This window comes from Streptomyces sp. Qhu_M48 (assembly GCF_051305195.1).
Classification (GTDB): Bacteria; Actinomycetota; Actinomycetes; order Streptomycetales; family Streptomycetaceae; genus Streptomyces.
Genome location: NZ_CP195432.1, coordinates 37,799 through 62,606, shown reverse-complemented (window position 1 = coordinate 62,606; position 24,808 = coordinate 37,799). Strand labels below are relative to the sequence as shown.

The window sequence follows — 24,808 nt, the reverse complement described above, 5'->3', positions numbered from 1 at the left end:
ATCCCCCACGGCTTCGACCCGCACCGCCCCATTGACAGCATGCTGTCGCCATGACAGTCTTCTGTCATGGGAACCGAGAGCGACACCAAGACCGTCCACCTCGCCGTCTACGACACCCTCGCCGACTGGGAGACGGGCCACGCCACCGCCTGGCTCGCCCGCGCCGGCTACACGATCAGGACCGTCGGCCCGGTCGCCGGAGAGCCCGTCACGACCCTCGCCGGCATCCGGATCGTCCCCGACCTCGCGCTCGCCGACCTCGCCCCGGGGGACAGCGCCCTGCTGATCCTCCCGGGCGCCGAGAAGTACGACGAGGGCGACGACCTGGCCCCGTTCACCGCCAAGGCCCGCGCCTTCCTCGACGCCGGGGTCCCGGTCGCCGCGATCTGCGGGGCCACGGCCGGCCTCGCGAAGGAGGGCCTGCTCGACGACCGCCCGCACACGAGCGCGGTCTCCTTCTACCTCGACGCCACCGGCTACAAGGGCGGCGAGCACTACACGGACGCGGACGCGGTGACCGCGCCCGGCGCGGCCGGGACCGGGGACCTCGTCACGGCGGGCCCCACGGAGCCGGTCGCCTTCGCGCGCGAGATCTTCGCCGTGCTCGGCGCGTACGAGGGCAAGCGGGACGCCTGGTACCGCCTCTTCCACGACTCGGACCCGGCGGCCTTCGCCGAGCTGAACTCCTGAGGACCCCATGAGCCGCGCACCGCAGGACGCCCTCTCCAGGACGGCCCTGGGCGTCTTCCGTCTCAACGGCCAGTTCCTCGCCGTCTCCGAGGAGCTGGCCGGGCCGGCGGGCCTGACCGCCGCCTGGTGGCAGGTCCTCGGAGCCGTACTCCCCGAGCCGTTGCCCGTCGCCGGGATCGCCCGCGCCATGGGCATCACCCGGCAGAGCGTCCAGCGGATCGCGGACCTGCTGGTACGGGAGGGGCTCGCGGCCTACGAGCCGAACCCGGCCCACCGCCGCGCCAAGCTCCTCGCCCCCACGGAGGCGGGCCGGGCGGCGATCGGCCGCATCGAGCCGGGGCACGCGCGCCTCGCCGCCGCGCTCGTGGGGGAGTTGGGCGGCCAGGAGGCCTTCGACGAGACGGTGCGGGTGCTGGAGCGGCTGTCCGGGGCGCTGGAGCGGGCCGGCGGGGCGTACCGGTCCGCTACGGACCCGTCGGACCCCGCGGACCTTCCCTGAGGGCTCCCGACACGTACCGCGTCGCCCGGAGGTCCGTCCCGCCGGCGGTTCCCCTCTCGCCCCGCACACGACGGCGGGCCCCACGTCGCCGTGGGGCCCGCCGCCAGGACCGCCGTTGTCCCCCGGCGGTGGCCGGTCAGCAGTACAGGTTCGCCCCGGTGGGGACGCCCAGGATCTGGGTGAACTGCTGGTACTTGGTGACCCGGCTCTGGACCTGGGCCGGGTTCGCCCCGTTGCACTCCAGGGTGCCGTTGATGGAGCGGATGGTCTCGCCGAAGCCGACGCCGTTGACCATGGCGTTGTGGCCGGTCATGGTGCCGGGGCCGCTCTGGGTGTTCCAGTACCAGAGGCCGGTCTGCATGGCGACGGACGGGTCCTGCTCGACGCGCCACGGGTTGTTCAGCAGGTCGATGCCGAGGGCGTCACCGGCGGCCTTGTAGTTGAAGTTCCAGGAGAGCTGGATGGGGCCGCGGCCGTAGTAGGCGGCCTGGCCGGCGGGGCAGCCGTAGGGCTGGTTGCGGTCGCAGTAGTGCGGGTAGTTGGCGGTGTTCTGCTCGACGATGTAGTAGAGACCGCCCGTCTCGTGGGAGACGTTCGCGAGGAAGGCCGCGGCCTCCTGCTTCTTCACCGTGTCGCTGCCGGTGTTGGCGAAGCCGGGGTAGGCCTTGAGGGCGGCGGTGAGGCCCGCGTACGTGTAGAAGGGGTTCCGGTTCGGGAACATCTGGTTGAACTGGGCCTCGGAGACGACGAATGAGGGGTTCGGTTGCTCGCCGCCCCCGCCCGTGCCACAGGCGCCCTCGTCGCGCCAGACGTCGGAGGAGCCGGGGCGCTCGTTCTGGGTCCACCACTTGGCGTACCAGTTGCGGCCGCTGTACGAGGCGGTCATGCCGCCGGTGTAGACGCTGCCGGAGTTCCAGGCGCCGACACAGGCGGGGGCGGCGCCCGCCGAGGCGGTGGGGAGGAGGACGGCGAGACCGACGGCCGTACAGAGCGCGGCCAGGAGGACGCCCAACTTGCGCAGCATGCGTGTTCCTTCCGGGTGGGGCCGGTGGGGGAAGCCACAGCGAAGCGCGATTGGTCTGGACCTGTCAAGGTCCAGACCAGAACTTGTGACGGACGGGGCGCGGACACGGAACAGCCCCGGGCCCGGAAGACCGGGACCCGGGGCCGCACCCGGGAGTCAGGACCGCAACGGGCCCGCGACTACAGCAGGTTGTAGATCTGGAAGCCGTGACCGATCTTGACCGGCTGCCGGAACGGCGCCGCGGCGCTGCCCGAACCCGAGTAGCGGAGCAGGTCGCCGTTGGGCTTGCGGGCGATCAGGTCCGACCGGCCGTCGAGGTCGAGGTCACCGACCGAGAGGATCCGGTCGAAGGTGTTCCACCCGCCGCCGATCTTCGTACGGGCGGCGAAGGGGGCCTTGTAGTCGCCGGTGCCCTTGTAGAGCCACAGGACGCCGGTCTTGTCGCGGGCGACGATGTCGGCCTTGCCGTCACCGGTCAGGTCGCCCTGGCCCTCGACCTGGGTGTACTGGTCCCAGCCGCCGCCGACCCGGTGGCGCGGGGTGACCTTGCCATCGGGGTAGGCGAGGTACGACCAGAGGACACCGGCCTTGTCGACACCGAGGAGGTCGGCCTCCTTGGCGCCGCCGATGCTGCCGGGGGAGAGGACCATGCGGTAGGTGTTCCAGCCCGTGCCGACCTGGTACTCGTGGTACTCCAGCTCCTCGTCGATGTAGCTGTAGTCGAGCGTGCCGTCCTTGTAGACGGTCCAGCCACCGTCGGCCGAGCCGTCCTTGTCGTTGTCGACGTCGATCGAGTCGGCCCAATCGGGCACCGGGATCGCGATGTGGTCGCGGGGCTCGAAGCCACCCGCGTGGTTCGGGAAGTACAGGTAGAACTCGAAGTTCTGCTTGTGGACGGCCACCATGGCGAAGCTCGGCGTCTCGACCGGAGCGTCGGCGGCGGCGAACGCCCCCGCCCTGGCGGACTCCCGGCCCTGCTGGTGCTCGGCCACGGCCTCGGCGCGCGCCCGGCCGGCCGGGTCGCCGGCGGCGAAGGCCGTACCGGCGGTGGCGGCCAGGGCGACCGTGGCGGCGAGGGCGGCGAGGGCGCCCCGGAGCGCGCGGCTGCGTCGGATGGTCATGATGATTCCCCCCTGGGACTCATTCCTCAGATGTGGTCGACGGCGACGCGCTCGCGCGACCGCCGGACACCGGAAGCCTCTCACGGGGGTACGACAACACCCGGGCCGGGCCCGGGTGTTGTGGGGTGGGACGGAGTCGGCTCGATGGGGTTGGATCAAAGGGGCCGGATCGACCGGGTCGGATCGACCGCATCGGATCAGCCAGGTCAGATCGACCGGGTCGAACAGGTCGCGTAGGTCGCGTCAGATCAGCAGCACGATCCGGCCGGGGCGGCGGCCCGCCTCCGCGCGTCGGTGGGCCTCGGCGGCCGACTCCAGGGGGAGGACGTCCGCCACCCGGGTGATCAGCTCCCGGTTCGCCACCTTCTCCAGCGTCTCCTTCAGCCGGGCGGCGTCCGGCCTGGCCCGGACCGGCTCCACGCGGATGTTCCGCTCCCCGGCCGGCTCCTGACCGGGGACGAGCGCGACGAAGACCCCGTCGTCCTTCAGGGCCGGCAGGAGCGCACCGCCGGTGAACGATCCGTCGAAGACCGCGTCCACCCGGTCCGGATCGCCCTCGACCACCCGGGCGACCACCTCCTGGGGCGTTCCGCGCTCGACGACGTGCGCCGCGCCGAGGACGTTCAGTTCCCGCTCGTCGCCCTCGTGGGCGACGGCCACCACCCGCAGCCCGGCCGCCGCGGCGTACTGGACCGCGAGACGGCCCACGACCCCGCTCGCACCGGTCACCAGCAGCGTCGAGCCCTCCGGGAGCCGCAGCCGGTCCAGGCCCTGCTGCGCGGTCAGCGAGGCCAGCGGGACGGACGCGGCCACGGTGAACTCCACGTCGTCCGGGATCGGGGCCAGCCAGGCCGGATCGGCGCGGATCACCTCCGCGTACGTGCCGTGCCCCGTCAGCTCCTCGTACCAGGGCACGAAACCGGCCACACGGGTCCCCTCCGCCATCCCGGGCACGGGGTCGAGCAGGGTGCCCGCGAAGTCCGTCCCCAGGACGAACGGGGGCTTGAGATCGCCGACCACGCCGGCGTACTCGCCGGCCCGGATCCGCAGGTCGGCCTGGTTCACACCGACCGCCTTGAGGCGCACCCGCACCTTGCCGGGCTCGTCCCCGGCCTCCGGTTCGGGCCGGCGGGCCATTCTGAGCACCTCGGGTCCGCCGTAGGCGGTCACTTCGACGACACGCATCGGGTACTCCTCAGACAGAAGGCCCCCTCGTGGCCATTACACCCACGCTCCCCACCCCCGGCAACCTCTGATGACCCGTCCGCGCCGGTTCGCTCCGGGGCCAGGCTGACGGAAGGAAGAACTCCAGGCGGCGGGCGGCGACGTACTCCCCGCGACCGCACACGTGTCCGTACCGTCGCGCGGGTGGACTGGCTCACCGCTGAGAACCTCATCGCCGTGGTCACCGCGCTCCTCGGTGTCCTCGTCTCGACCGGCGCCGTCTGGTACGAGCGGCGCGTGCCGCACCAGCGGCGCGTCGGCTACCGCGTCCAGCTGGACACGGCCATCGGGAACACCGCCGCGAACGGCGCCCCGACCGGCCCCGGAGCGGTCGTCCGGCGCGGCTTCTTCGACGCGAGCCCCGACCTGTCCGACGCCACCCTCGTCCTGCTGCGGATCGAGAACGACGGGGCCCTGTCGATCACCCGCGAGCACTACACCGACGGTGACGACCACGGGCTCACGGTGGAGTTCGGCGGACGGCGGCACGTGAAGGCGGTCGTCGTCACCGCGCCCGACCACCCCCGGCTGCTCAGCCACTTCCCCGACACCTGGACCGGCCCGGCGGAGGGCGCCACCAGCATCCTGCTGCCCAAGGTGCCGCTCAACCGGGGCTCCCACTACAAGCTGCTCGTGCTGCTCGCCGGCGGCCCCATCGGCAGCCCCGTCACGGTCGACGGCAACATCGCCGAGGGTCACGTCCACCTCAACCACAGCACCACCCCCGACGACAAGGCGCCCGTCTTCAGCCGGGCCGCCCGGACCGTCACCGTCGTCCTCACCGTCTGTGTGGTCGCCCTCGCGGCGATCATCGTGCGGGAGCAGGAGCCGCCGCCGATCGGCTGCGCCCGGGGCACCCTCACCGTCACCGGCTCCACGGCCTTCGCGCCCGTCGTGCGGGAGCTCGCGAGGAAGTACGAGAAGGACTGCGAGGGCGCGACCGTCGTCGTCGAGGCGCACGGCTCGACCGCCGGGATACGGGCGCTGGCCGAAGCCGGGGCGAAGTCGGCCGAGGGCTCCCCCGCCGTCGTCGCGCTCTCCGACGGGCGCAAGCCCGGCGGATACCCGCAGCTGCGGGAGAGCATGGTCGCCGTCTCCCTCTTCACCCTCGTCGTCCACGACGGCATCCCCGTCGACGACCTCACGCTCGACGAGATCCGCCGCGTCTACCGCGGCGAGATCACCAACTGGAGCACGCTCGTGCCCGGCCTGGACCAGCCCGTCCTGCTGGTCAGCCGGGACGCCGGCTCCGGCACCAGGGAGGTGTTCCAGCGCCGGGTCCTGGGACGCAACGAACCCGCCCACTCCTCCCGGGACTGCGAGCACGCCGACGACCCCGAGGCGAAGGTCGTCCGCTGCGAACTCGACTCCACGGAACAGGTCCTGGCCACCGTCGCCCGGCTCCCCGGGGCCATCGGCTACACCGAACTGCGCTCCGGCAGCGGCCTCAAGGGCCTGCACCGGGTCGCGATCGACGGGCGACGGCCCGTCCTGGAGGAGCTGGGCGAGTCGGGCTACCCGTACCGGGAGATCGAGTTCGCCTACACCTGGGGCGAACCGCCGGCGGACTCGCTGACCTCCAGCTTCCTCACCTATCTGAACCGGGGCAGCGGCCAGGACGTCGTCCGCACCCACGGCCACCTGCCCTGCGCCACCCCGAAGGGGCTGCGGATCTGCGGAGACGGGTGACGCGCGGTCTGGCATGCTCTGACGACGTGGAGCCTTTGAACGCGGAAGACCCGGTCAGCATCGGCCCGTTCCGTCTGCTCGGCCGCCTCGGGGTCGGGGGGATGGGCCGGGTGTTCCTGGCGCGTTCGGCCCGCGGGCGGACGGTCGCGGTGAAGGTGGTGCACGCGGAGCTGGCGGCCCAGGACGAGTTCCGGCGCCGGTTCGCCCGCGAGGTCGCCGCCCTGGAACGGGTCGGCGGTACGGGCACCGCGCCCGTGCTCGGCTCGGACACCGACGCCGAGTCGCCGTGGGTCGCCATCGGCTACGTGCCGGGGCCCTCGCTGCGGACCGTGGTCGGCGACGAGTTCGGGCCGCTGCCGCCCGTGACCGTGAAGGCACTGGCCTCCGGGCTCGCCCGTGCCCTCGTCCACATCCACGCCGCGGGGCTCGTCCACCGCGACCTCAAGCCTTCGAACGTACTGCTGACCGTCGACGGCCCCCGGCTCATCGACTTCGGCATCGCCCGCGCCGTCGACACCGTCGCCGAGGGCGGCAACCTGACCACCACCGGGGCCGTCGTCGGCTCCCCCGGCTTCATGTCGCCCGAGCAGGTGCGCGGCGACCGTCTCACCCCCGCGTCGGACGTCTTCTGCCTCGGCACGGTCCTCGCCTACGCGGCGACCGGCCGTTCCCCCTTCGGGACGGCGGACAGCGGCGTCCACGCCACCATGTTCCGCATCGCCCACGACGAGCCCGACCTGACAGATCTCGCGCCCGAGCTGTCCGGACTGATCCGCGCCTGCCTCGCCAAGGAGCCGGCGGGCCGCCCCTCCGCCGCCGAGATCGCCGAGACCCTCCCGGTCCCCGACCCCTGGCTGCCGGCGGACGTGCTCGCCCGGCTCGGCCGGCACGCCGCCCGGCTCCTGGAGGCGGAGACGGACAGCGCGACCGGGACCGGGACCGGGGACATGAGCGGGGCCGGGGCCGGGGCGCGAACCGGGACCACGGGTCCCGCCTCCGGCGACCCGGCCACGCCCCTGTCCGCACCGTCCACCGCCTCCACTGCGCCCCAGCCCCGGGCCCCCGGGCGCCCCCGCCGCACCGCCCTGATCGCCGGCCTCGCGGCCCTCGCGGTGGTGGCCGCGGCCACCGTCACGTACTCCCTCTGGCCCGACCCGGACACCGGCGGCGAACAGAAGAACAGGGGCGGGGGCGGGACCGACGGCGTCTCCGCCCGCCCCTCCGGGATCGTCCCGGCCGCCTTCCTCGGGGCCTGGGAGGGCGTGCTCCAGGGCTCCCCCGACCACCCGAGGGAGACCGCCCGGATCGAGATCTCCCAGGGCGCGGCGGGCGCCAAGAACGCCGTCTACGTCCAGGTCACCGAGAACCGGATGTGCATGGGCCGCTCCCGGCTCGTCTCGGCCGACGAGGACAAGGTCGTCTTCGGCGAGTCCGACGTGACGACCAGCGTGCCCGCACAGCGCTGCGTGCCCGCCGCCCACCAGACCCTCACCCTGCGCTCCCCCGACGTCCTCGAATGGAGCTCGGGCGCCGCGAAGGCCACCTTCCGCAAGGCTCCCACCGGCACCGAGGTCGTCCCCGCCCGCTACCTCGGCCGCTGGTCGCGCATCCCCGCGCCGGAGGTCTACGGCGAGAACGACGACCGCTACACCTCACAGGTGACGATCACCCAGGGCCCGGTCGGCGCCCCGGTGGTCGGCGTCGTCAACGGCTACCCGCGCACCGTCGACGGCGTGCCCACCTCGGAGGACTGGTACTGCGGCACCACGGCCGTCCTCGCGGGCGTCGGCAACCTGCTGATCATCGGCCCGACCACCCGGGACGGCAACGCCTGGGACCGCGAATGCCAGGAGGGCCTCGCCGGCTACCTGCTCGTCGACAAGCTGAAGGGCAAGGACCGGCTCCTCATGTACCCGATGCTCGACGGCGAGCCGAACGAGTACTACCGGAGCTAGGAGTTCCCGAACGGCGGGTCCGGCGGGTCCGGCGGGTCCGGCGGGGACATGCCGAGGGCCCGCACCCCGGCGTACGGGGTGCGGGCCCTCGGGCGTCCCTCCTACAGGAAGGAGTTGATCTCGATGGTCTCGGTGCGGCCGGGGCCGACGCCGATCGCGGAGATCGGGGCGCCCGACATCTCCTCCAGGGCCTTCACGTACGCCCGCGCGTTCTTCGGCAGGTCGGCGAAGGTCTTGGCCTTGGTGATGTCCTCGGACCAGCCCGGGAGCATCTCGTAGATCGGCTTCGCGTGGTGGAAGTCGGTCTGCGAGTACGGCAGCTCCTCGACGCGCTTGCCGTCGATCTCGTACGCGACGCAGACCGGGATCTGCTCCCAGCCGGTGAGCACGTCGAGCTTGGTGAGGAAGAAGTCGGTCAGGCCGTTGACCCGGGTCGCGTACCGGGCGATGACCGCGTCGAACCAGCCGCAGCGACGGTCACGGCCGGTGGTGACACCGCGCTCGCCGCCGATGCGGCGCAGCGCCTCGCCGTCCGCGTCGAAGAGCTCCGTCGGGAACGGGCCGGCGCCGACACGGGTCGTGTACGCCTTGAGGATGCCGATGACCCGGCTGATCTTCGTCGGGCCCACGCCGGCGCCGGTGCAGGCGCCGCCCGCGGTCGGGTTCGACGAGGTGACGAAGGGGTACGTGCCGTGGTCCACGTCGAGGAGCGTGCCCTGGCCGCCCTCGAAGAGCACGACCTTGTCCTCGTCGAGCGCGTTGTTGAGGATCAGCGTGGTGTCCGCGACGAACGGCTTGATCTGCTCCGCGTACTGGAGCATCTCCTCGACGATCTGCTCGGCGTCGATCGCGCGACGGTTGTAGAGCTTGGCGAGCAGCTGGTTCTTGCCCTCCAGCGCCGCCTCGACCTTCTGGACGAGGATCGACTCGTCGTACAGGTCCTGGACCCGGATGCCGACACGGTTGATCTTGTCGGCGTAGGTCGGACCGATGCCGCGACCGGTGGTACCGATCTTCCGCTTGCCGAGGAACCGTTCCGTCACCTTGTCGAGGGTGACGTTGTACGGGGTGATCAGGTGAGCGTTACCGCTGATCAGGAGCTTGGACGTGTCGACGCCACGCTCGTTCAGTCCGCTCAGCTCGGAGAGCAGGACCGCCGGGTCGACGACGACACCGTTTCCGATCACCGGGGTACACCCCGGCGACAGGATTCCGGAAGGGAGAAGATGCAGCGCGTACTTCTGGTCGCCGACGACGACGGTGTGGCCGGCGTTGTTGCCGCCCTGGTAACGCACTACATAGTCAACGGATCCACCGAGCAGGTCGGTGGCCTTTCCCTTGCCCTCGTCACCCCACTGAGCACCGAGCAGCACAAGTGCGGGCACAGGCGTACACCCCTTCCGGGTGGGGCATGTCCAAGGTCAGGGGCCGAGGCCGCCTCACCGGTGTGCCCCGGAATAGACGAAGCCCCTGGCGCAATAGCGCAAGGGGCTCTTGCACAAAGATGCTACCCGAGGAAGGACCGAGGTGTCGGCTCACGACCAGCTGCTGGTGGTCATCGACCCGGTCGCCCGCCGAAGTGACGGCGAGTCCGTACGGATCGCGAAAGATGTCCTGTCCGCGGGCGCGGAAGCGAAGATCTGCCTTCCGGACAGCCCGGAGGAGTTCGCCCGCGCCCTGTCCCGGCGCGGCGCACGGCGCCCCGTGGTGATCGGGGACGACCGCGCGCTGCTGCATACGGTGGCCCTCCTCCACCGGGAGCGGGAGCTCTCCGGAGGGGCCCTCTCCCTCGTCCCGATCGGCCATCCCGACGCCCTGGAAGTCGCCCACGCGCTCGGCGTGCCGCGCTCCACCCCGGCGGCGGCGCGGGCGGTGCTCCACGGGACGGTGCGGCGCCTGGACCTCCTCGTCGACGACAGCGACGGCGTCGTCCTCGGCGGCCTCCGCATCCCCGGCATACCCGCCGTCCCGGCGCTCTCCTCGGCGGCACCGTCCGTCTGGGGCACCTGCCGCTCCCTGGTCCGCACCCTGGTCCGCCCGGCCCCGACGGTCCTCGCCGTCCGCGCGCTCCGGCTGCGGGTCGAGGCGGACGGCGTGCTGCTCGCCGACGTCGACACCCTTCTGGACAGCCTGACCGTCCGCTCGGTGCGGGGCGCCGCCGAGGTGACCGTCCACCCGTCGGCCGCCCCGCCCCGGCACGCCGTCGCCCGCACCCTCACGGTCTCCGGACCGGACTTCCGCTACCGCGCGGACGGCCGCCTCACGGGCCCGGTCCGCCGCCGGACCTGGACGGTCAGGGCGGGCGCCTGGGGTCTGACCCTGCCCCGGGGAACCGTCCCGGAGTCCGTCACGGACGGGCTGGGGGCCACACCCTAGGGGGCCCGCACGGGGCCACCCCCGGGCGGCCTCACACCTCCACCAGCAGCTCCTCGAACCCCCGGATCACGTAGCCCGGCTTCCGTACCGGCTCCGCCGCCAGTCGCATTCCCGGCGCTTGGCTCAGCAACTCACCGAAGACCGCGGTGAGTTCGAGGCGGGCGAGCGGGGCGCCGAGGCAGTAGTGGATCCCTGCGCCGAAGGTGATGTGGGGGTTGTCGGCGCGGGTGAGGTCGAGGGTGTCGGCCGTCGGGCCGAAGCGGGCCGGGTCGCGGTTGGCGGAGCCGAAGAGGAGGGCCACCTCGGAGCCGCGCGGGAGGGTCACGCCGCCGATCTCGATGTCGTCGAGGACCCAGCGCTCGAACATCTGGAGCGGGGTGTCGTAGCGGAGAAGTTCGTCCACAGCTGTGGACAACTTTTCGGGATCCGGCCGGACGCCCTCCCTGAGCAGCGTCCACCAGCCGTTGACCGTGGTGTTCACCGTGGCCTCGTGGCCCGCGTTCAGAAGGAGGACGCAGGTGGAGATCATCTCCTGCTCCGTCAGCTCCTCCACGCCGACGAGCCCCGATATCAGGTCGTCGCCCGGGGTCTTCCGGCGCCGTGCGATCAGCTCCCTCAGGTAGTCCGAGAACTCGACCGAGGCCTCGACCGCCCGACGGGCCGTCTCCTCCGAGGGGTTCAGCTCGAACATCCCGCAGATCGCCGCCGACCAGGGCCGCAGCCGCCCCCGCTCCTCGTCGTCCTCCGGGATGCCCAGCATCTCGGCGATCACCGCGACCGGCAGCGGCTCCGCGACGGCGGCCTGGAGGTCGCCGCCGCCCGCCGCCACCAGCTCCCCGACCAGATCGGCGGCGAGCCGCCGTACCGTCGGGGCCAGGTTCTCCACCGTCCTCGGCGTGAACGCCTTCGACACCAGGCGCCGGATCCGGCCGTGGTCGGCCGCCTCCAGGTCGAGCAGCCCGTGGTCGTTGAGCGTGTGGAAGGGCTCGTGCGCGGCGGCCGGGGCCTCCTGCCCGAACTCCTCGTGGGTGAAGCGGTGGGTGTACGTGCGCCCGAGCCGCCGGTCCCTGAGGAGCGCCGACACGTCCGCGTGGTGCGGGATCAGCCACTGGCGGGTCGGGCCGTGCCAGTGGGCACGGCCCGCCGCCCGCAGCTCGGCGTAGGCGGGGTACGGATCGGCGACGAACTCCGGGGACCAGGGGTCGTACACAGTGTCAGCAGCGTCCATGGGCGGACGCTACCCCCGTCGGGGCCTCAGCCGCCGACCCTCACCAGACCCGCCTCGTACGCGAACACCGCCGCCTGCGTACGGTCCCGCAGCCCCAGCTTCACCAGGACGCGGCTCACGTGCGTCTTGATCGTGGACTCGGCGACGACGAGGTGCTCGGCGATCTCGGAGTTCGACAGGCCCTGGGCGATGAGCACGAGGACCTCCGTCTCACGCTCCGTCAGCTCCCCGATCCGCGCCATCGCGGGCGGGCGCGGGGAACTCCCGGGCGCCTTCGCGAACTCGTCGATCAGCCGCTTCGTGACGGTCGGCGCGAGCAGCGCCTCACCGGCCGCGACCACCCGCACCCCGTCCGCGAGCTGCCGGGCCGAGGCGTCCTTGAGCAGGAAGCCGGAGGCGCCGGCGCGCAGCGCCTGGTACACGTACTCGTCCAGGTCGAAGGTGGTCAGGACGAGGACCTTCGCGTCCGCGTCGGCGGCGACGATCTCCCGGGTGGCCTCGATGCCGTTCAGCTCGGGCATCCGGATGTCCATCAGGACGACATCGGGGTGGAGGGCGGCGACCTGGGCGATCGCCTCCCGGCCGTTGACGGCCTCGCCGACGACCTCGATGTCGGGCATCGCGCCGAGCAGCACCGAGAAGCCCTCGCGGACCATGATCTGGTCGTCGACGATCAGTACACGGATCACTGGTCGGCCCCCTCACGGGTCTCTTCACGGACCTCTTCACGGCTCACGGGGATGAACGCGGCCACCTCGTAGCCACCGTCCGCGGTGACCTCGGCCGTCATCTCCCCGCCGAGCATCGTCACCCGCTCCCGCATGCCGGTGAGGCCGTGGCCCGCGCCCGGCGAGGGCTTGACCAGGCCGCGGGCCGGGCCGTTGGCGACGCGCAGTCCGAGACCGCCCAGGACGTAGCTGACCTCGACCTTGGCGGCGGCGCCCGGCGCGTGCCGCAGCACGTTCGACAGGGCCTCCTGGACGATGCGGTACGCGGAGAGCTCCACGCCCTGCGGCAGCTCCCGCACCGCGCCGGTCACCGTCCTGTCGACGACGAGCCCGGCCTCGGTGACGTTGCGGACCAGGGTGTCCAGGTCGCCGAGGGTCGGCTGCGGGGCGTCGGGCGCCTCGTAGTCCTCGGCGCGCACGACTCCGAGGATGCGGCGCAGCTCGGTCAGCGCGGCGACCGCGTTCTCGCGGATGGTGAGGAAGGCCTGCTCCAGCTCCGGCGGCGGGTTCTCGACCCGGTACGGGGCGGCCTCCGCCTGGATGGCGACCACCGACATGTGGTGGGCGACGACGTCGTGGAGTTCGCGGGCGATGGTGGTGCGCTCCTCCAGGACGGTCCGCCTGGAGCGCTCCTCGGCGGTCACGGTCTGCTGGGCGGTGACCTCGCGGTCGGCCTGGCGGCGGACCTGGAGGACGGTGACGGCGAGCAGGACCAGGGCGGCGACGAAGAGCATCGGGACGGAGTCGGAGCTCCGGCCGATGCCGAGGAACATCTCCGTGAAGAGGCAGTAGGCGGCCGTCACGAGCCACATCCACGCCGAGGCGCGGGGCCGGGAGCGGGCGGCGACCACGCCGAGGACCACGAGGTGGGAGAAGAACGTGATGTGCGACCAGGGCCAGCCCGCGTTGTAGCCGGCGAGGTAGCCGATGACGGGCGCGGTGGCGAGCGAGGCCCAGAAGGCGAGGACCGGCCGCACCAGGGTGAGCAGCACGATCGCGGGCGGGGTGCAGACGAGCACCAGCGTCAGCGGGGCGAAGCTGGTGTCGAACTCCTCGTACGCCATGGCGAAGGAGATCAGGGCGAAGAACGCCACGACGGCGTGCGGGAACAGTCCGAGGTGCGGCCGTATCCCCTTCGGGACGAAGCGGGCCACCTTGGGGTTCACGTCGACCGGCTGGAGCGGCCGGTAGGCCACCGCGTGGTGGAAGAGTTCCTGCCGCAGCCCGCCGAGGACGACCTGGACCAGGTGGAACTCGGGGGCGCGGCTCGTCTCGGGGGTCTGTGTCTGAGTCACGTCGCCCACGGTACGGGGGCCGCCGGGAACGGTCGTCCCGCTCGGTACGGATCCTGATCCGTCCCCCCTGAGTACTACGAGGTCCCCCGCACCCTCACCAGGCCAGCTGGGCGATCTCCTCCGCGACCACCGCGCAGGCGTCCGCCGCCGGGTCGATCAGGGGGAAGTGGCCGACCTCTTCGAGGAGCGTGAGGCCGATCGTCTCGCCCGCCCGCGCGGCCGTCTCCACGTAGGCGTCGGCGACGCCGTACGGCACGTCGACGTCCTCGCGGCCCTGTACGACGGTGGTCGCGATCCCGGTCGGCAGCAGCGCCGACGGGTCGGCGTGGGCCGCCCGTTCCCTGTACGCGGACGGGTCGCCGAGCAGTTCGGTGACCGCGCCGCCGCACACGCCGAGCTCGACCGCCCGCCCGAAGTGGGCGATCGGGGCGAGGGCGACGACCCCGCGGAGGGCGGGCGGGGCGGGCAGCCGCCACGGGGAGCCGACGGGCAGGACGTGCCGGGCGGCGGCCCAGAGGGCGAGGTGGCCGCCGGCCGAGTGGCCGGTGAGCACGGTCCGCGCGGTGTCGGCCCCCGGCAGGTGCGCGGCGGTCAGCTCCGGCAGGGCGTCGAGCGCGGCGGCCACGTCGTCGAAGGTCTCGGGCCAGCGCCCGGCGACCGGGGCCGCGCCACCCTGTCGGGGGATGGCGCCGCCGCGCCGGTACTCGACGTTGGCCACGGCGAAGCCCCGGCGGGCCAGGAAGTCCACGAAGGGTGTCAGGTGCCGCCGGTCGTACGGCGCCCGCCAGGCCCCGCCGTGCAGGGCGACGACGAGCGGCGCCCGCGCGGGTCCGCCGTGCGGGGCGTAGAAGTCGATCACCTGGTCCGGGTGGTCGCCGTAGGCGGCGGTGGCGTCGGGGGCGACGGCCGGGTGCGAGAAGGCGGACGCCTCTTCGGCGGCGCCGCGCGCGGCGGGGTCCGGCATGCTGTGCCAACCTCTCGGGTACGGGGCCGGATTGGCCTGACCTGCGGGGACGGTACCAGGAGTGGAGTCCCCGCAGATCAGGCGATCATCGGACCGTCGTCCCTCAGGCGGGGAGGTCGGTCAGGACCTCCGAGAGGATCCGCGCCGCCCGCTCCGCGTCGGCGAACCCGACGTACAGCGGGGTGAAGCCGAACCGCAGGACGTCGGGGCGGCGCAGATCGCCGACGACACCGCGCCTGATCAGCTCGGCCATGACGGCGGGCGCGTTCGCGCAGCTCAGCGCGGCCTGGCTGCCGCGCTCTCCGTGCGCCTCGGGCGTCACGGTGGCGACCCGGCCCTCCGGCACGTACGCGCGCACGCACTCCAGGAAGAAGTCGGTGAGCGCGAGGGACTTGGCCCGTACGTCCTCGATCGCGACCCCGTCCCAGACGTCGAGCGCCGCTTCGAGGGCCAGCATGGAGAGGATGTCGGGCGTGCCGACCCGGCCCCGCACGGCGCCCGCGGCCGCCTCGTACCCGGGGGTCATGGCGAACGGGTCGCTGTGCGAGTTCCAGCCGGGCAGCGGCGAGTCGAAGGCGGCCTGGTGGCGCTCGGCGACGTACAGGTAGGCCGGTGAACCCGGCCCGCCGTTCAGGTACTTGTACGTACAGCCGACGGCCAGGTCGACCCCGTGCGCGTCCAGGCCGACCGGCAGGGCGCCCGCGCTGTGGCACAGGTCCCAGACGGCGAGCGCGCCCGCCGCGCGCAGGGCCGCGGTGATGCCGGGCAGGTCGTGGAGCCGGCCGGTGCGGTAGTCGACGTGGTTGACGAGCGCGGCGGCGGTACGCGGTCCGGCGGCCCCGGCCATGCCGGCCGGGGCGACGGGCACGATCCGGTGACCCGTCATCCGCGCCGCGGACTCCGCGATGTACCCGTCCGTGGGAAAGGTCGTCGCGTCGACGAGGATCTCGTCGCGTCCCTCACCGGCGAGCCGGGCGGCGGCGACGACCGCCTTGAAGACGTTCACGCTGGTCGAGTCGCCGACCACGATCTGTCCGGGCGCCGCGCCGACGATCGGCGCGATCCGGTCGCCGATCCGCTCGGGCGCGGTCCACCAGCCGGATTCGTCCCAGGAGCGGATGCGCAGCTCGCCCCACTCGCGGGTGATGACGTCGGCCATCCGGGCGGGGACGTGGGCGGGCAGCGCGCCGAGCGAGTTGCCGTCGAGGTAGACGGTCCCGGCGTCGAGGGCGAACCTCTCGCGGTGCTCGCCCAGTTCGTCGGCGGCGTCGAGTGCGAGCGCTCGCTGTGCCAGGGTCTCGTCCCCGAGCGGATCGGACGTGCCCCCGGTCTCGGTCACGGTGGTCGTCTCAGACATGGCTGCGCGCCGTCCACAGCTCGGGGAAGACGTTCTTCTGGGCCCGCTTCTCCAGCCAGGCCACGCCCGCCGAACCGCCGGTGCCGGTCTTCGCGCCCATCGCGCGCCGGGTCGCCACCAGGTGGTCGTTGCGCCAGCGCCAGACCAGTTCGGCGACGTCGCTCAGGGCCTCGCCGAGCCGGACGAGTTCGCCGTTCTGGTCGGCGTCCGCGTAGATCCCGGCCCAGACGGCCTCGACCTCGGCGGAGGGCTCGTAGCGCTGCGCCAGGTCACGGCCGAGGACCGCGGCCGGAACGGGCAGGCCGCGCCGGGCGAGCAGCCCGAGGACCTCGTCGTACAGGCTCGGCTCGTGGAGCGCCTTCTCCAGCTCGGCGTGGACGCGGGGCGCGCCCCGGTGCGGGACGAGCATGGACGCGGACTTCTCGCCGAGGAGGAACTCCATCCGCCGGTACATCGCGGACTGGAAGCCGGAGCCCTCGCCGAGCGCGGACCGGTAGGCGTTGAACTGACCGGGGGTGAGCTGGGCGAGGGGGCGCCAGGAGTGGTTGAGGGCCTCCAGCTCGCGCACGGAGCGCTTGAGGGCGTCCATGGCGACGGGGACGTCGTCCTCGCGCAGGGCGCGGCTCGCGGTCTCCCACTCGTGGACGATCACCGTGAACCACAGCTCCATGACCTGGGTGGTGACCAGGAAGACCATCTCGCCGGGGTCGTCCGAGCGGAGGTGCTGGAGGTGGGTGAGGACGTCCGCCTGTACGTAGTCCTCGTACGGCGTCGTGCCGGCGAAGTCGAGGTTCGGGTCTACGGCGACCGAACCGGCTCCGGCATCGGGGAAGGTGGACATTTCTGTCTCCTCGATACGTATTACCGGGTAGCGGTCCGCTCCACCGCGCGCACGTCGTACGCACGGGAGCCCCGGTCCCCTCGGGGGGCGCGCTGCGTCGCGCGCCGTCCCAAGCGCATCATGACACGATCGGCCCGGTGATGTAGCTCCCGTCTTCGTCATACGGAAACGCGTTCGAGCGACATCCGTCCAGCCCCTTGATCTGCTGCATCATCGCGGGGGCGGGCCTGCCCGGGCCCGGGCAGCCCATGTGCTCCCGGATGCCGATCTCGTGCCCGACCTCGTGGTTGATGATCAGGTGCCGGTACTCGGCGGCCTCCCCGGCGAAGGTCGGCGAGCCGAGCATCCACCGCTTGAGGTTCACGACGACCCCGTCGGTGGTCTCGCAGTTCAGCTCGCCTCCGGTGTCCATGCCCTGCGCGAGGCAGAGGGCGTCGGCCGTGTCCGGGGTGGCGATCCGGATGACGAAGTCGGCGTTCTCCGAGACCAGCTGGAAGCGGCCCCGGCCGTGCGCGGCCCAGCCGCGCGGATGCGCCAGGATCCGCTGGATCTCGGCGGCCGTCCCGGGTGCCGACAGCGGGATGCCCTTCTCGACCTCGACCCGGTAGCGGCGCAGGACGCCACCGTCCCCGACCGGCTCGCCGGAGGCCCGCGCGGTGGTGAAGGTACCGGCGCCGGACTGCGGCACGGCGGGCTTCCGCTTCGGGGTGGACTTCTTCGGCGGGAGCGCCGTCTTCACCGGCGGTTTCGTCGGTCTGGGCTTCCTCGGCTCCGCCGTCGTGGGCCGGGGCGTGGGAGCGGCCGTCGTCGGGGCCGGGCTCTCCGTCGTCGGGGCCGGTGCGGGGAGGGTGGCGACCGGGGGCGCCGACACCGCCGGGGGCGGTTCCTCGAAGTGGGCGAGGGCGGCCCCCGCGCCCAGCGCGACCGTCATCAGGGCCAGCGTCGGCAGGGCGATCCGGGAACCGGACCTCCGCGTTCTGCCGGTGCGTCGCCGTCCTGCGGGTGCTGCACGTCTGCCCACGACAGAATTCCCCCCTCGGGTCCTGCGGTCCCGGGGATCGTACCGGCCGTTTCGAACGCCCTTTCCCCCACGAGGGGGAAAGGGCGCCCGTCGGACAGCGGGGGAACGTCAGCCGAGCGTCTCCGCCGCGGTCTGCGAGGAGTCCCGCAGGAAGGTCGAGCAGCGCTCGTACTCGTCCTTCTCGCCGATCTCGCCGGCCGCGCGGGCCAGCGCGTGCAGCGCGCGCAGGAAGCCGCGGTTCGGCTCGTGCTCCCACGGCACCGGGCCGTGGCCCTTCCAGCCGTTGCGGCGCAGCGAGTCGAGACCGCGGTGGTAGCCGGTACGGGCGTAGGCGTACGACTCGACGACCGCACCGCGCTCGTACGCGTCGTCGGCGAGCTGGGCCCAGGCGAGCGAGGAGGTCGGGTACTTCGCGGCGACGTCCGCCGGCGCCGTGCCGTTCGCGAGCAGCTCGCGCGGCCCCGGGTCGTCGGGCAGGTGGGTGGGGGCCGGTCCCCCCAGAAGGTTCTCGTGGATGGCCATGGGGCCCAGTCTGCCTCAGTCCCGAGGGCCCCAGCCCCCACACCCGGCTCCCGCGACCGCCCCGGCCGTCGGCCCTCGTGCCCGCTGCCCGCTGCCCGCTGCCCGCTGCCCGCTGCCCGCTGCCCGAGGGTGCGCCCCGGCCCCGTGCCCGCTTCCCGGAGGGCACGGCCAGGTTCAGGCCGACGCGTCCCGCTGTCCCGGGTCCAGCGGCGGCGACGTCACCCCGCAGTGCACCCGGCACTCCGGGTGGCAGTCCGCCCGCGCCCGGGTCCGCATCGTCGTCCAGGCGATCACCGCGCCCACCACCAGGATCCCCGCGCACATCGGCATCGCCCGCCGGAACGTCGCCCCGAACTCCTCCGCCGAGCGGTACGCCTCCGGGCCCATCCCGGCGAGCAGCGGCAGCGCCGCCACCGCGAGCAGTCCGGCCGCCCGCGCCGCCGCGTTGTTGATGCCGCTCGCCAGGCCCGCCCTGGACACGTCCACCGAGGCGAGCACGGTCGCGGTCAGCGGCGCGACCAGCGCCGTCATGCCGAGCCCGAGCACCAGCACGGCCGGCAGGACGTCCCGGACGTACGAGGCGTCCTCCCCGACCCGGAGCATCAGGAGCATGCCCGCGGCGCACAGCAGCGGCCCCGCCGTGAGCGGGATCCGGGGCCCGATCCGCTCCCCCACCTCCCCGGACTTCGCCGAGAGCAGCAGCATCAGGACGGTCGTCGGCAGCAGGGCCGTACCGGCGCCGAGCGCGGAGTAGCCGGACACCACCTGGAGCTGGAGGGCGGCCAGGAAGAAGAAGCCGCCGAAGGCGGCGTACACGCACAGGGTGACCAGGTTGACCGAGGTGAACATCCGGGAGGCGAAGATCGACGGCGGGGCCATCGCCGCCTCGCCGCGCCGCCGCTCCACCCCGACGAACCCGGCCCCGACGACGATCCCGGCCGCCCCCGCCCACCAGGCCGCGCCGATCAGCCCGTACGTCACGAGGGCGAGCGCCGCCGCGCCCAGGGCCGCGCCGAGCACGTCGAAGCGGCCGTGCGCGGTCTCGTCCCGCGACTCGGGCACGTGCCGCAGGGCCACGGGGACGCAGAGGGCGGCGAGCGGCACGTTCAGCAGGAACACCCACCGCCAGCCCGGCCCGTCCACCAGCCAGCCCCCGACGAACGGCCCGACCGCCGCCCCGACACCGCCGAAGCCGGACCAGAGCCCGACCGCCCTGGCCCGGTCGTCCTGGTGAAAGCTCGCCTGGATCAGCGCCAGGGAGCCGGGGGTGAGCAGCGCCCCGCCCACGCCCTGGAGGGCGCGTGCGGCGATCAGCACCCCGGCGTTCGGGGCGAGGCCGCACAGGAGCGAGGCGAGCGCGAACCACACCACCCCGATGACGAAGACCCGGCGCCGCCCGTACCGGTCGCCGAGCGCCCCGCCGAGCAGGATCAGCCCGGCTAGGGTCAGCATGTAGGCGTTGACCGTCCACTGGAGGACGGCCAGGTCGGCGCCCAGGTCCTCGCCGATGTGGGGGAGGGCGACGTTGACGACGGTGGAGTCGAGCAGCACCATCCCGGAGCCGAGGACGGTCGTGAACAAGATCCATCGCCCGGTCCCCGAGGCCATCCGCACGTCCCGCACGCCCATGGATGCATGGTCCCCCGAACGCCGAAGCCCCGCCCACCGGAATCCGAGGAGACGGTGGACGGGGCGGCGGTGGCCGGTGGGTCAGCGGGTTACGTTGAAGTACTTCCACGCGCCGTGGATCGTGGTGTTCACGTTGTCGCCGGACACGCCGTCCACGTACGCCGTGCGGACCCGGGCGCGGACGCCGGCCGCTCCGGCGCCGTCGAACAGGACGTACGCCATGCCGCCGCTGTTCAGCCGGACGTAGTCCTCGGAGCCCGTGCGCCAGGCACCGGCGTACCAGACCTGGACCTCGTACTTGGTCGTACGGCCCGGGTACGGGTTGTTCCACGCGGTGACCAGCACGTCGCCGGTCTGGTGGTACGTCTGGTACCAGATGGTGCCGATCTTCGACCACTTGTAGTGCCGGGACAGCGAGGTCGTCAGACCGGCCCGGGTGTACACGGTGGAGCCCACGTGGGCCCGGCCGGAGCGGGTGTCACCGGCGAAGTCCGCTGTCACCCAGGTGTCGCGGGTCATCCGGGTCGTCACCGACAGCTTGCCCGCCGAGTTGACCGTGCCGCGCTTGAGCAGCCGCTTGGGCTCCGAGCCGTACGGGTCGGCCCAGATCTCCACCACCCGGTTCCGGTACGACCAGCCGAGGGACGCCGTGTACGTCACGTGGGTGCCGTAGTCGACGGTGCGACGGTTCTGGTCCAGCTTCAGGTACGTCGAGAAGGGCGCCACCTGCACGGCGGCCGTCCCGGTGGAGTAGGCGTGCTTGGCGTCGCCCTGGTACGCCACCCGGTACGAGACCTTTCCGGCCGCGGCCGGGGTGTCCGGGAACGAGAACGTGCCGTTCGCCGCCATCGACCGCGTTCCCAGCGCCTTGCCGCCCGGGTTCTCGGCGTCGTACCGCGTCACGGTGAGCGGAGTGCCTGACGGCAGCCGCAGCGTGGAGGCGACCGAGCCGGAGACGGTGAGCGGCTTGTTGATCGGCGCGCCGGCCGGGGCCTTCACCGTCACGGTGACGGCGTGCAGCTTCGGCGACGTGTAGATCCGGAGCGAGTACGCCGACTGGCCCGGCAGCTGCACCGGGACGAAGAGGCGGGTGCTGTCGGGCGCCCACTCCATCCCGTCGTACGCCGGCCAGGACTGCGTGTCCCGGACGCTCGCCGGGGTCCCGGAGCCGCCCGCGAAGACGAAGACGTCGCCGACGTCGTCACGGTCGCCCGTCGCGCCGGCCACGGTGCCGTCCGGGGCGACGGCCACGCCCTCCGAGCTCCAGGAGACCGGGAAGGCCTCCAGCTCGGAGAGGTCGGTCAGGCTGAGCCGGGTGAGCGAGGTGACCCGGTCCGCCGCGACGACGCTCTTGCCGTCGGGGGCGATCTCGATGTCCTTCACGAACCCCTGGCGCTGGGTGGACGTGCGGACGACCGGCGTACCCGACCCGGTGTCGTACACCACGATCGGGCCCGAGCTGATGGCGCCGTCGGCGGCGACGAGCGTGTCCGGCGCCGCCGGGTCGGTGCGGAGCGTGGGCGGACTCGACCAGTCGGCACCCGTCGTGAGGGCCAGGGCCACGGTCGGCACGGCCGTGGTCAGATCGACCGACCCGAGCTCCGAGTCCCAGTTCTGGCCGTACCCGAACCAGAGGCGGCCGTCGACCGCCGCGACGGTCGAGGGCTTGGTGCCCTGCCCCGTCGGGTACTCGGCGGTCACGGCCAGCTGCGCGGTGTCGATGGCGACGAGTTTGTCCGCGTTCTCCAGTGCCGCGTACACCGTGCCCGAGTCGGCGGAGAGGTCGAGGTCACGGACGTAGGCCAGATCGGGGATGGCCTTGACGAACCTGCCCGCGAAGTCGGTGACGACGACGCGGCTGTTGTACGTGTCGCTGAAGTACAGGCGCTGGTGGACACCGTCGACGACCATGTCGCCGACGGTTCCGACGTTCAGCGGCACGACCGAGTCGGCGGCGGCGGGAGCCGCCGAGCCCGCGACCAGCGCCGCGGAGCCGAGAAGGACCGCGAACGACGTCGCGGCGGAGAGAGCGCGCTTGCGCACGATGAAGAGCCCCCCAAAGAGCATGGTTCCGGCCCCTCAACACGGGGCACGGTGCACGAAGACTAGAACACGCCTGCGACACCCCGCCTCCCGGTATCCACACCGCTCGCGACCGGGCCGCCACCGTCCCCTCAGGTCTGCCCCGCCGCGCGCGACCGGGCCGCCGCCGTTCCCTCAGGTCTTCCGCAGGCGCGCCGCCGCCCGGACCAGGGCGTCCACGCCCCGCTCGGCCTTCTCACGGGGGCAGCCGACGTTGAGCCGGACGAAGCCGGGCGTGCCGTACACCCCGCCCGGCATGATCGCGACCTTCTCCACCGTCACCAGTTCCTCCTGGAGCCGGGTCTCCTCGATGCCGAGCGGCCGCAGGTCGATCCAGGCCAGGTAGCCGGCCTGCGGGGGCGCCCAGTCGACCCCGGGAAGACCCGCCGCGAGGCGCTCCCGGACCGTGCCCATGGTGCCCGCCACGTACCCGCGCAGTGCGTCCAGCCAGTCGGCGCCCTGCCGGTACGCGGCGATGTGGGCGGTCAGGGAGAGCACGGCGGGAGAGGCCAGGCCCTCGCCGGTCTCCATCCGCCGGACGAAGGCGGTGCGCTCGTCGGGGTCGCCGATCAGCCCGTACGAGCCGGAGAGGGCCGGGAAGTTGAAGGCCTTCGTGCCCGAGGTGACCAGGGCCCAGCGGCGGCCCCGGCCCGGCTCGGCGACGCGGGTCCACGGGATGTGGCGGTGGCCGTCGGTGGTCAGGTCGGCGTGGATCTCGTCGCTGACGACGGCCGCGCCGTGGCGCTCGGCCAGCTCGGCGAAGACGGTGAGCTCCTCCTCGGTCCACACCCGGCCGGTCGGGTTGTGCGGGGAACAGAGCAGCAGCATCCGGCTGTCCGGCCGGGCCAGCTCCCGTTCGAGGGCTTCGAGGTCCCCGAGCGGTACGCCGCGCAGCTCGCGGCCCAGTCCGGTGACGGCCTTGCGGAAGCCGTCGTAGGTGGGGGTGTGCACGACGACGCCGTCACCGGGCTCCGTCCACATCCGCAGCAGCTGCGAGAGCTGGTTGAGCACGGACGGCGCGTACACCAGCGCCTCGGTGTCGATCTCGGTGCCGTACCGGCTCGCGTACCAGTCCCGGATCGCCTCGCGGAACTCGCCGAGCCGCCAGTCGGTGTAGCCGAAGACCCCGTGGTCGACCCGCTCGCGCAGGGCGGCGAGCACCTCGGGCGGGGAGGCGAAGTCCATGTCGGAGATGGTGAAGGGGAGCAGGTCGGGGACGCCGAAGCGGTCCGCGATCCCGTCCCACTGGACCGACCAGGTGCCGTGCCGGTCTATCTCACGGTCGAAGTCGTACATCGGGCCCTCTCGTCGACGACGCGCGAAGGGCCCGGCACCTGGGGAGGTACCGGGCCCTTCGCTCACACGATCACCGCGTTACTTCAGCTTGGTGCCGGTCGAGCGCAGCGCCGCGCACGCCTCGGTCACGCGGACGGCCATGCCGGCCTCGGCCAGCTTGCCCCAGGTGCGCGGGTCGTAGGTCGACTTGACGCCGACCTCGCCGTCGACCTTGAGGACGCCGTCGTAGTTCTTGAACATGTGGTTCGCCACCGGACGCGTGAAGGCGTACTGGGTGTCGGTGTCGAGGTTCATCTTCACGACGCCGTTCTCCAGGGCCGTGGCGATCTCCTCGGCCGTGGAGCCCGAGCCGCCGTGGAAGACGAAGTCGAACGGGGAGGCCTTGCCGTACTTCTCGGCGACACCGGCCTGGAGGTCCTTGAGGAGCTCGGGGCGGAGCACGACGTTGCCCGGCTTGTAGACGCCGTGCACGTTGCCGAAGGAGGCGGCGAGCAGGTAGCGGCCCTTCTCGCCCAGGCCGAGGGCCTCGGCGGTGCGGAGCGCGTCGTCGACGGTGGTGTAGAGCTCGTCGTTGATCTCGTGGCTGACGCCGTCCTCCTCGCCACCGGTCGGGGTGATCTCGACCTCAAGGATGATCTTGGCGGCGGCGGCCTTCGCGAGCAGCTCCTGGCCGATGGCCAGGTTGTCCGCGAGGGTCTCGGCGGAGCCGTCCCACATGTGCGACTGGAACAGCGGGTTCTCGCCGCGCGCGACGCGCTCGGCGGAGACCTCGATCAGCGGACGGACGTACGCGTCCAGCTTGTCCTTCGGGCAGTGGTCGGTGTGCAGCGCGACCGTGATGTCGTACTTCGCGGCGACGATGTGCGCGAACTCGGCCAGGGCAACGGCGCCCGTGACCATGTCCTTGTTGTACTGGCCGCCCAGGAACTCGGCTCCACCGGTCGAGATCTGGATGATGCCGTCGCTCTCGGCCTCCGCGAAACCGCGCAGAGCGGCGTGCAGGGTCTGGGACGAAGTCACGTTGATGGCCGGGTAGGCGAACTTGCCTGCCTTCGCCCGGTCGAGCATCTCGTTGTAGACCTCGGGGGTTGCGATGGGCATTCGTCCGCTCCTTGTGATGTGCGGGGTGTGTGCGTTGCTGTCCCTGACCTGGGGGCGACGTCATCGTCGACCCCATCCTTTCAGACTCTCGTCCGGGCTCCCACGGGCATGGCACACCAAGGGGCGGGGTGTTTCACGTGAAACACCCCGCCCCTTCGCAAAAATG

The 24,808-nt window shown here is 72.7% G+C and carries 21 protein-coding genes; 5 read left to right on the top strand and 16 right to left on the bottom strand.

The features are described from left to right. Positions 1-66 precede the first annotated feature (66 nt). Both ACRRSS_RS00300 and ACRRSS_RS00295 read left to right on the top strand, forming a co-directional pair. Positions 67-690 (top strand): DJ-1/PfpI family protein, encoded by a 624-nt coding sequence (locus tag ACRRSS_RS00300; protein WP_435969249.1) that lies wholly within the window; start codon positions 67-69, stop codon positions 688-690. A gap of 7 nt (positions 691-697) precedes the next feature. Beyond that, positions 698-1,189 (top strand): MarR family winged helix-turn-helix transcriptional regulator, encoded by a 492-nt coding sequence (locus ACRRSS_RS00295; protein WP_435969248.1) that lies wholly within the window; start codon positions 698-700, stop codon positions 1,187-1,189. Between the two features lie 136 nt (positions 1,190-1,325). On the opposite strand, the gene ACRRSS_RS00290 is transcribed toward ACRRSS_RS00295, so the two are convergent. The 3 genes from ACRRSS_RS00290 to ACRRSS_RS00280 form a co-directional block, all read right to left on the bottom strand. Continuing rightward, the gene (locus tag ACRRSS_RS00290; RefSeq protein ID WP_435969247.1) at positions 1,326-2,213 is read right to left on the bottom strand and encodes a glycoside hydrolase family 19 protein; all 888 of its coding nucleotides are present in this window, start codon (positions 2,211-2,213) and stop codon (positions 1,326-1,328) included. Between the two features lie 179 nt (positions 2,214-2,392). After that, positions 2,393-3,334, bottom strand: a complete 942-nt coding sequence (locus ACRRSS_RS00285) for an FG-GAP repeat domain-containing protein (RefSeq protein WP_435969246.1) — start codon at positions 3,332-3,334, stop codon at positions 2,393-2,395. Between the two features lie 243 nt (positions 3,335-3,577). Then, positions 3,578-4,519 (bottom strand): NADP-dependent oxidoreductase, encoded by a 942-nt coding sequence (locus tag ACRRSS_RS00280; RefSeq protein ID WP_435969245.1) that lies wholly within the window; start codon positions 4,517-4,519, stop codon positions 3,578-3,580. A gap of 183 nt (positions 4,520-4,702) precedes the next feature. Here ACRRSS_RS00280 and ACRRSS_RS00275 point away from each other — a divergent pair, with 183 nt between their 5' ends. Together ACRRSS_RS00275 and ACRRSS_RS00270 are read left to right on the top strand one after the other, a co-directional pair. Then, the gene (locus ACRRSS_RS00275; protein WP_435969244.1) at positions 4,703-6,247 is read left to right on the top strand and encodes a substrate-binding domain-containing protein; all 1,545 of its coding nucleotides are present in this window, start codon (positions 4,703-4,705) and stop codon (positions 6,245-6,247) included. A gap of 26 nt (positions 6,248-6,273) precedes the next feature. After that, positions 6,274-8,202 carry a serine/threonine-protein kinase gene (locus ACRRSS_RS00270; RefSeq protein WP_435969243.1) on the top strand — a complete coding sequence of 643 codons (1,929 nt, stop codon included), beginning with the start codon at positions 6,274-6,276 and terminating at the stop codon, positions 8,200-8,202. A 101-nt stretch (positions 8,203-8,303) separates the two neighbouring features. On the opposite strand, the gene ACRRSS_RS00265 is transcribed toward ACRRSS_RS00270, so the two are convergent. Continuing rightward, positions 8,304-9,587, bottom strand: a complete 1,284-nt coding sequence (locus ACRRSS_RS00265; protein ID WP_435969242.1) for an adenylosuccinate synthase — start codon at positions 9,585-9,587, stop codon at positions 8,304-8,306. 142 nt (positions 9,588-9,729) lie between these two features. Here ACRRSS_RS00265 and ACRRSS_RS00260 point away from each other — a divergent pair, with 142 nt between their 5' ends. Then, positions 9,730-10,578 (top strand): diacylglycerol kinase, encoded by an 849-nt coding sequence (locus ACRRSS_RS00260; RefSeq protein ID WP_435969241.1) that lies wholly within the window; start codon positions 9,730-9,732, stop codon positions 10,576-10,578. 31 nt (positions 10,579-10,609) lie between these two features. Here the strand turns inward: ACRRSS_RS00260 and ACRRSS_RS00255 are convergent, their stop codons facing one another. The 12 genes from ACRRSS_RS00255 to fbaA form a co-directional block, all read right to left on the bottom strand. Continuing rightward, positions 10,610-11,806: a cytochrome P450 gene (locus ACRRSS_RS00255; protein ID WP_435969240.1), complete on the bottom strand. Its 1,197-nt coding sequence runs from the start codon at positions 11,804-11,806 to the stop codon at positions 10,610-10,612. Positions 11,807-11,832: 26 nt separating this feature from the next. Further along, complete coding sequence (locus ACRRSS_RS00250) at positions 11,833-12,495, bottom strand: response regulator (protein ID WP_435969239.1); 663 nt, start codon at positions 12,493-12,495, stop codon at positions 11,833-11,835. Further along, positions 12,492-13,838, bottom strand: a complete 1,347-nt coding sequence (locus ACRRSS_RS00245; protein WP_435969238.1) for a sensor histidine kinase — start codon at positions 13,836-13,838, stop codon at positions 12,492-12,494. Before ACRRSS_RS00245 ends, ACRRSS_RS00250 begins: the two co-directional genes overlap by 4 nt. An 85-nt stretch (positions 13,839-13,923) precedes the next feature. Further along, positions 13,924-14,793 carry an alpha/beta hydrolase family protein gene (locus ACRRSS_RS00240; protein WP_435969237.1) on the bottom strand — a complete coding sequence of 290 codons (870 nt, stop codon included), beginning with the start codon at positions 14,791-14,793 and terminating at the stop codon, positions 13,924-13,926. Between the two features lie 103 nt (positions 14,794-14,896). Further along, a complete protein-coding gene (gene kynU, locus ACRRSS_RS00235; RefSeq protein WP_435969236.1) occupies positions 14,897-16,150 on the bottom strand; it encodes a kynureninase in 1,254 nt (417 codons plus the stop codon). Then, positions 16,143-16,991, bottom strand: coding sequence for a tryptophan 2,3-dioxygenase (locus ACRRSS_RS00230; RefSeq protein WP_435969235.1), 849 nt, complete (start codon positions 16,989-16,991; stop codon positions 16,143-16,145). The genes kynU and ACRRSS_RS00230 overlap by 8 nt, the downstream gene beginning before the upstream one ends. 118 nt (positions 16,992-17,109) lie before the next feature. Then, the gene (locus ACRRSS_RS00225; protein WP_435969234.1) at positions 17,110-18,012 is read right to left on the bottom strand and encodes a DUF3152 domain-containing protein; all 903 of its coding nucleotides are present in this window, start codon (positions 18,010-18,012) and stop codon (positions 17,110-17,112) included. 108 nt (positions 18,013-18,120) lie between these two features. Continuing rightward, complete coding sequence (locus tag ACRRSS_RS00220; RefSeq protein WP_435969233.1) at positions 18,121-18,534, bottom strand: DUF3151 domain-containing protein; 414 nt, start codon at positions 18,532-18,534, stop codon at positions 18,121-18,123. A gap of 174 nt (positions 18,535-18,708) precedes the next feature. Then, positions 18,709-20,163, bottom strand: a complete 1,455-nt coding sequence (locus ACRRSS_RS00215) for an MFS transporter (protein ID WP_435969232.1) — start codon at positions 20,161-20,163, stop codon at positions 18,709-18,711. An 81-nt stretch (positions 20,164-20,244) separates the two neighbouring features. Beyond that, a complete protein-coding gene (locus tag ACRRSS_RS00210; RefSeq protein ID WP_435969231.1) occupies positions 20,245-22,230 on the bottom strand; it encodes an Ig-like domain repeat protein in 1,986 nt (661 codons plus the stop codon). Between the two features lie 150 nt (positions 22,231-22,380). After that, the gene (locus ACRRSS_RS00205) at positions 22,381-23,541 is read right to left on the bottom strand and encodes a MalY/PatB family protein (protein WP_435969230.1); all 1,161 of its coding nucleotides are present in this window, start codon (positions 23,539-23,541) and stop codon (positions 22,381-22,383) included. 78 nt (positions 23,542-23,619) lie between these two features. Then, complete coding sequence (fbaA, locus tag ACRRSS_RS00200) at positions 23,620-24,642, bottom strand: class II fructose-bisphosphate aldolase (protein ID WP_435969229.1); 1,023 nt, start codon at positions 24,640-24,642, stop codon at positions 23,620-23,622. Positions 24,643-24,808: the final 166 nt, after the last annotated feature.